The organism is Magnetococcales bacterium (genome assembly GCA_015231175.1).
In the GTDB taxonomy this organism is placed as follows: Bacteria; Pseudomonadota; Magnetococcia; order Magnetococcales; family DC0425bin3; genus HA3dbin3.
This window is the reverse complement of sequence record JADGBZ010000077.1, coordinates 1-5,690: the sequence shown is the minus strand read 5'-3', so window position 1 is coordinate 5,690 and position 5,690 is coordinate 1. Positions and strand designations below refer to the sequence as shown.

The following is a 5,690-nucleotide window of genomic DNA, read 5'->3' as shown; positions in this document are numbered from 1 at the left end:
CCGCACCACTCAGCGCGGCCTGACCCAGACGGGCAGCATCCGCCATCGCAGCAGCCGGGTCACCACCAGGAGGTTTGCCACCCGCACCACTCAGCGCGGCCTGACCCAGACGGGCAGCATCCGCCATCGCAGCAGCGTTGGCCTGTGGAGTCGCTCCGGCGCCGGACGGCAAGGCCGGGGTGGGACTCCCGGGCGCCGAAGCCGTCGATGCCGCACGGTTCGGCAGGTCGAAGCCCTCGACCTTCCCCTGCTGAGCATACCACCAATACCCGACGCCTATGCTCAGAATAATCGGGGGAAGAGACTTCAGAGCGATCTTGACCGAAGGAGGCATCTCCCCCTCATCGTCGCTCCCATCATAGGACTTGCCCAGGTTCACCCCCGCCTTCTTGGCGCCACCATCCATCGCGTCTTCCTGCTTCAGCTTGCGTAAAGCTCGGTATATGACACTCATAGGACATTCACTCGCAGCATGATGACCAACTCACTCACGACATCGCTGTCGCTGTTGGAAGTAAACAATCTCCCCAGCAAAGGAATCTCGGAAATCACCGGCACACCCGTCCGCACCGAGGAGCGTGTCTTGTTGATCAACCCGCCCAGGATCACCGTGTCATCATTGTCGAGCTGTAACGAAGTGCTCATCTCCTTCAGGTCCACCTTCGGCAGGGTGATCACCGTATCACCCATGGCAGGCGAATTGCTCAAATCCACGTCACTTTTGACCGGGTGAATGGAGAGGGTGATCTTCCCTTGGGAATTGATGAAAGGAACGATACCGATGACCAACCCCTGAAAAACATTGTCCACAGTGACGTCGACGGTAGATGTGTTTGCGCCATTCAGTTGGTTGGTGGTCGTTTTGGTTTGTTTCACGAACGCCTGGGACTGACCCACGCTGATCATGGCAGGCTGGCCATGCCGCGCCCGAATGGACGGATTGGAAACAGTATGCACATCACCGTACTGTTTCAGCATGTTGAGGGCAGCCAACAGAGAAGTCTTACCCACATTCCTGCCAATGGTCAGAGCCATGCCCGACGCCCCGGCCACCGCAGCGGAGGTGCTGGTCACCAAATTGGGAAGGGATGAGAACGAAACCTGAGGATTGGAGAGGAGGGGAGGGGTCAGGGTCTGACCAATACCCCGGTTGATGAGAATGCCATTGCGCAAAGCGAGCCAATCCACGCCTGTCTGGTGTTGGTCGTTCAGGCGCACCTCCATGATGCGGGCCTCGATTAAAATCTGTCGGCCAACAATCTCCTTGAACTCCTCCAGCAATTTGGCGGTTCGCCGCACAGCCGACGGTCGAGCCTTGACGTGAAGAAGGCCGGACATCCGATTCAGATTGTAGGTGCCACCCTCGCCAATGGCCGATTTTAAAATGCCATCCAACTGCGAATAGGGATTGGTATCCCCGGATTTGCCGGTCACGGAGTAGCTTCCGGTGATCCCCTTGGATTTGGCATCCCCACCGCCAGACTCGCCCATGACATCACCACCCGCCGAAAAGGTCGACGTGGTGTCGGTCTCAAGGAAATCAACGTTGTAGGTCGCCTCTTGATGGGGATCCACCCGCAGGACATTGTCATCGATCCTGCCATAAAGATCCGCCAGATCCAAAACCTCCCTGAAAACCGTGGAGGCCTCCACATTGCGGAAGCTCACACTCACATAGGGCGGATCCTTGAGGATCTCCGGATTGATCAACAGGTTCATATTGGTCATCTTGGCCAGAGCCTGGAAGATGTGACGGACATCCTCTTTGTCCATCTCCAGGGAAACCACGATGTCGTCGAGGGGGTTGTACTCAGGCAACACAGGCTGAAGCTCGGGCGGCGAAGAGACCTTCTTGGCCAAATCACGATGCAGCTCCTGCTGCCGACTGGTCAACGCCTCCGACTCCCTCAACAGGGTGCCATGCACATCCCGGTTGGGGGCACCGGAGTACAAGTGCCGCAAATCCTGGAAAAGCTCCGCCTCACCTCTGCGAAGTCCCTGGTCCCTCTCCGCCATCTCCTGGTTGCTCTTCTGCAAAGGAGACGCAACACCTTGGCTATCCTCCGGCTTGGGCATGTTTTGACACCCAAAAAGAAGCACGGAGCAAGCAAACACGCCACAGACGACCTGCAATTTATTCATAACCGCATTTCTCCCACTCTGGTCCCGATTTCCAGGCTGGAAAGGACAGACTTCTTCCAAAGAATCGGTACGGTCCTGAAAGTCCGGGGCAAATATTCTCATCATCTTCCACCCACCTCAAGGAAGGCGTCATGGGCCCATCCCAAACAATCCCGTCATGTTAAACCAATCTTTTGCGAAATAAAAGCCCCTTACACAGACACACCAGACTCCCGGCTTCACCATCAACGAACCCGCCAGCTCCCGAAATCAACGGAGATTCCGAGGTCACACGCCAACCTCCCCGACGCCATCCGGAACAATCCCAACGCACCGCAGTCAAGCAACATCCATTCCAATGCACCGAGAGACCCAAGCTGGAACCAAACCTTGAACTTCGTCCCCGACTGTTCGTATGTTGGGGAGCTCTCCCCCCCCAAACACAACCCATTCAAGAGTCCGAGACCCACCATGCCCCTTTTCCAACCTTCCAACATGTTCGTGACCGGTGGCGCCGGCTTCATCGGAGCCAATTTTATCCATTATTTCCTGGCCAGACATCCCAACGTCCGCATCGTCAATCTTGACCTGCTGACCTATGCCGGGTCTCCCGAAAACCTTATCGGCCTGCCCCAACCTGGGCAACACACCTTTATCAAGGGAGACATTGCCGACCGTCCCCTCGTTGAACATATCTTCAAGGAATATGCCATCGACAGCGTAGTTCATTTTGCCGCCGAGAGCCACGTCGATCGTTCCATTTCCGGCCCGGACGCCTTTATCCACACCAACCTGGTAGGAACATGGACCCTTTTGGAAACAGCCAAGATATTTTGGCAAAAGGCTTTTTCACGCACTGACCGGCAGGTTCGCTTTCATCACGTTTCCACGGACGAGGTCTACGGAACCCTGCAAACCGGCGAGCCCCCCTTCCATGAAGAGACCCCCTATCGCCCCAACTCCCCCTACTCCGCCTGCAAAGCCGGCGCCGATCACCTCGTCCGCGCCTACTTCCACACCTACGGACTGCCGACGACGCAAACCAATTGTTCCAACAATTTCGGTCCCCGCCAACACCCCGAAAAGCTCCTCCCTACCGTCATCCGGGCCTGCATGCAGGCCAGCGCCATTCCCGTCTACGGTACCGGGGGCAACATTCGGGATTGGCTCCACGTCGACGACCATTGCGACGCCATCGCCACCGTGCTGCACCAGGCCTCCCCAGGAAGTGTCTACAATATTGGCGCCGACAATGAATGGAACAATCTGGATCTGATCAAAAAGGTCTGCACCATCATGGACCGTGTCAAACCTTCTGGCGCACCCCATGCCCGTCTGATCACATTCATCACCGACCGTCCCGGCCACGATTGGCGCTACGCCTTGAACGCCCACAAAATCAACCAAGAGCTGGGTTGGCAGCCGCAGATCCCCTTCGATCAGGGCCTGGAAGAGACCGTGCGTTGGTATTGCCAACAAAAAGGCAACTGAATAACGCATCTTTGACGCCGTCATGTCGATGTTCAGATTTTTTGGACACCCTGCCGAAGAGGATATGGAAGTGCGGATCCCAGAAAAGTGCCTGTATGGCCTCTACACGGGAGTCATCTCTCTGGCTGGTCTGGGCTGTCTGCCCTTCTGGATCCTGCGAATACGGCGGAGCCTCATCAAATACCAAGGCACTGTTGCGCAACGTTTCGGCCAGCTGCCGACCACCTTGTGCCAGGATCTGGCCACCCGGGAGTGCTTCTGGGTCCATGCCGTCTCCGTAGGCGAGGCCCTGGCAGCCCAGGGTCTCGTGGAAAAACTTCATCACCTTTTTCCCCACTGGCGCGTCGTTGTCTCCACCGTGACCAAAACAGGGCAACAAGTCGTCCATGACCGCTTTGCCCATGTCGATCACACCCTGTACCTCCCCCTCGACCTCCCCTGGATCGTCCGGCGGGTGGTCGCCCGGATACGTCCCCGCTTTGTCATCGTCATGGAAACCGAGCTGTGGCCCAACCTGTTCCATGCCCTGGAGAGGGCTGCCATCCCGATCATCCTGGTCAACGGTCGCCTCTCCCCCAGATCGTTCACCCGCTATCGGCATATCCGGTGGGCCATGGCGCGCTTTCTTCAGCCGGTACACCTTTTCTGCATGCAGTCAGCCGGGGATGCCGAGCGGCTGCGGCAACTTCAGGCTCCCTCCCACTCTCCACAGGGTGAACCGTCCCCATCACCGAACCCCGCACCCAACTCAACGTACCCGCAGCGCATGTGTGTCACCGGAAATCTCAAATACGATCAGGCGTTGCGCCTCCCGGACCCCACCGCCATGGCAACGTTGCGACAACGTCTTGGCGCCCCCGCCGACCCCATCTGGCTGGCCGCCAGCACCCACCCTGGCGAGGAGGAGATCGTTCTGGATGGTTTCAGCCAGGTGCGACAGCAACACCCGGATCTGCGCCTGATCCTCGTGCCCCGCCACCCGGAACGTACCGGGACCGTTGCAGGCATCATCTCCAGGCATGGACTCCCCTTCAGCCTGTTCAGCCAAACCCGTGGCTCATGGCCCCAACCCCTCCTCCTGGTCGATGAGATCGGCTGGTTGACGCGCCTGTATGGCGTGGCCCGTATCGTGTTTGTCGGAGGCAGTCTCATCCCCCATGGTGGACAAAATTTTTTGGAGCCCGCCGCCTGGGGCATTCCGCCCATGTTTGGCCCCCACACCTTCAACTTCAAGGATGCCACCCAACAATTCCTTGCCGCCCGCGCCGCTTTCCAGGTTGCCGATGTGAACGCGCTCGCCACCACGGCCCGAATGCTGTTGCACAATCCTGCCCAACGTGACGAGGCGGGGCAACGTGCCCAAGATTGTGTCCTTGCCCACACGGGCGCCCTGGAACGTACCGTGCGAGCCATCCAAGCCATCCTCACGCCACACATCTCCAGGGATGGGAAAGATGCGTCAACCCCACTTGCCGGACATCACCCACACACCTCTTCCGACAAGGTCGAACATGGTCCGCATCCATGACCTGCTCCCCCTGCTGGATGGGAGCCGCACGGATATTTCCCCAAGAGAACGCATCCTGCTGCACCTGTTGCGTCCCTTCGGTTGGGCTTATGGCTCCGTACAAACCTTGCGGACGCTATGCCATGCCCGGCAATGGCTCCCCACCTATCGCCCCCCCGTGCCGGTCATCAGTGTCGGCAACCTGACCAGCGGCGGCACCGGCAAAACTCCCATGGTGGCGTGGTTGGCACGGCAACTCCTGGCCATGGGTTGCCACCCAGTCCTGGTCAGCCGGGGATATGGCCAACTTTCCCGCGCCCCCGTGACCGTCGTCGCCGACGCCCGCGGCCTGCATGCCCTCCCCCCCCCTGGCCGCCGACGAAGCCGCCCTCCTGGCCCGACAACTCCCCGGCACCGTGGTTTTGACCGGTCCGGATCGCGGTCGCCTCATACGCCATGCCCTGCACCACCACCCCTGCGACATCATCCTCATGGATGACGCCTTCCAGCACCTCCAGGTCGCCCGTGATCTGGACCTGGTTCTCCTGGACGCCTCCCGCCCCTGGGGCAA

The 5,690-nt window shown here is 59.0% G+C and carries 5 protein-coding genes; 3 read left to right on the top strand and 2 right to left on the bottom strand.

What is annotated here, in order from left to right:
* Both HQL63_13265 and mshL read right to left on the bottom strand, forming a co-directional pair.
* On the bottom strand, positions 1-454 hold a 454-nt coding region (locus HQL63_13265; protein MBF0177797.1), incomplete at its 3' end, for a hypothetical protein.
* Positions 451-2,142, bottom strand: coding sequence for a pilus (MSHA type) biogenesis protein MshL (gene mshL / locus HQL63_13260; protein MBF0177796.1), 1,692 nt, complete (start codon positions 2,140-2,142; stop codon positions 451-453). The genes HQL63_13265 and mshL, both read right to left, overlap by 4 nt.
* A 450-nt stretch (positions 2,143-2,592) precedes the next feature.
* Here mshL and rfbB point away from each other — a divergent pair, with 450 nt between their 5' ends.
* From rfbB to HQL63_13245, 3 genes are read left to right on the top strand one after another with little or no spacing between them, the layout of a single operon-like run.
* Complete coding sequence (gene rfbB / locus HQL63_13255; protein MBF0177795.1) at positions 2,593-3,612, top strand: dTDP-glucose 4,6-dehydratase; 1,020 nt, start codon at positions 2,593-2,595, stop codon at positions 3,610-3,612.
* Positions 3,613-3,634: 22 nt separating this feature from the next.
* A complete protein-coding gene (locus HQL63_13250) occupies positions 3,635-5,140 on the top strand; it encodes a 3-deoxy-D-manno-octulosonic acid transferase (GenBank protein MBF0177794.1) in 1,506 nt (501 codons plus the stop codon).
* Entirely contained in the window at positions 5,067-5,618 is a 552-nt protein-coding gene (locus tag HQL63_13245) for a tetraacyldisaccharide 4'-kinase (GenBank protein MBF0177793.1), read from the top strand. The genes HQL63_13250 and HQL63_13245 overlap by 74 nt, the downstream gene beginning before the upstream one ends.
* Positions 5,619-5,690: the final 72 nt, after the last annotated feature.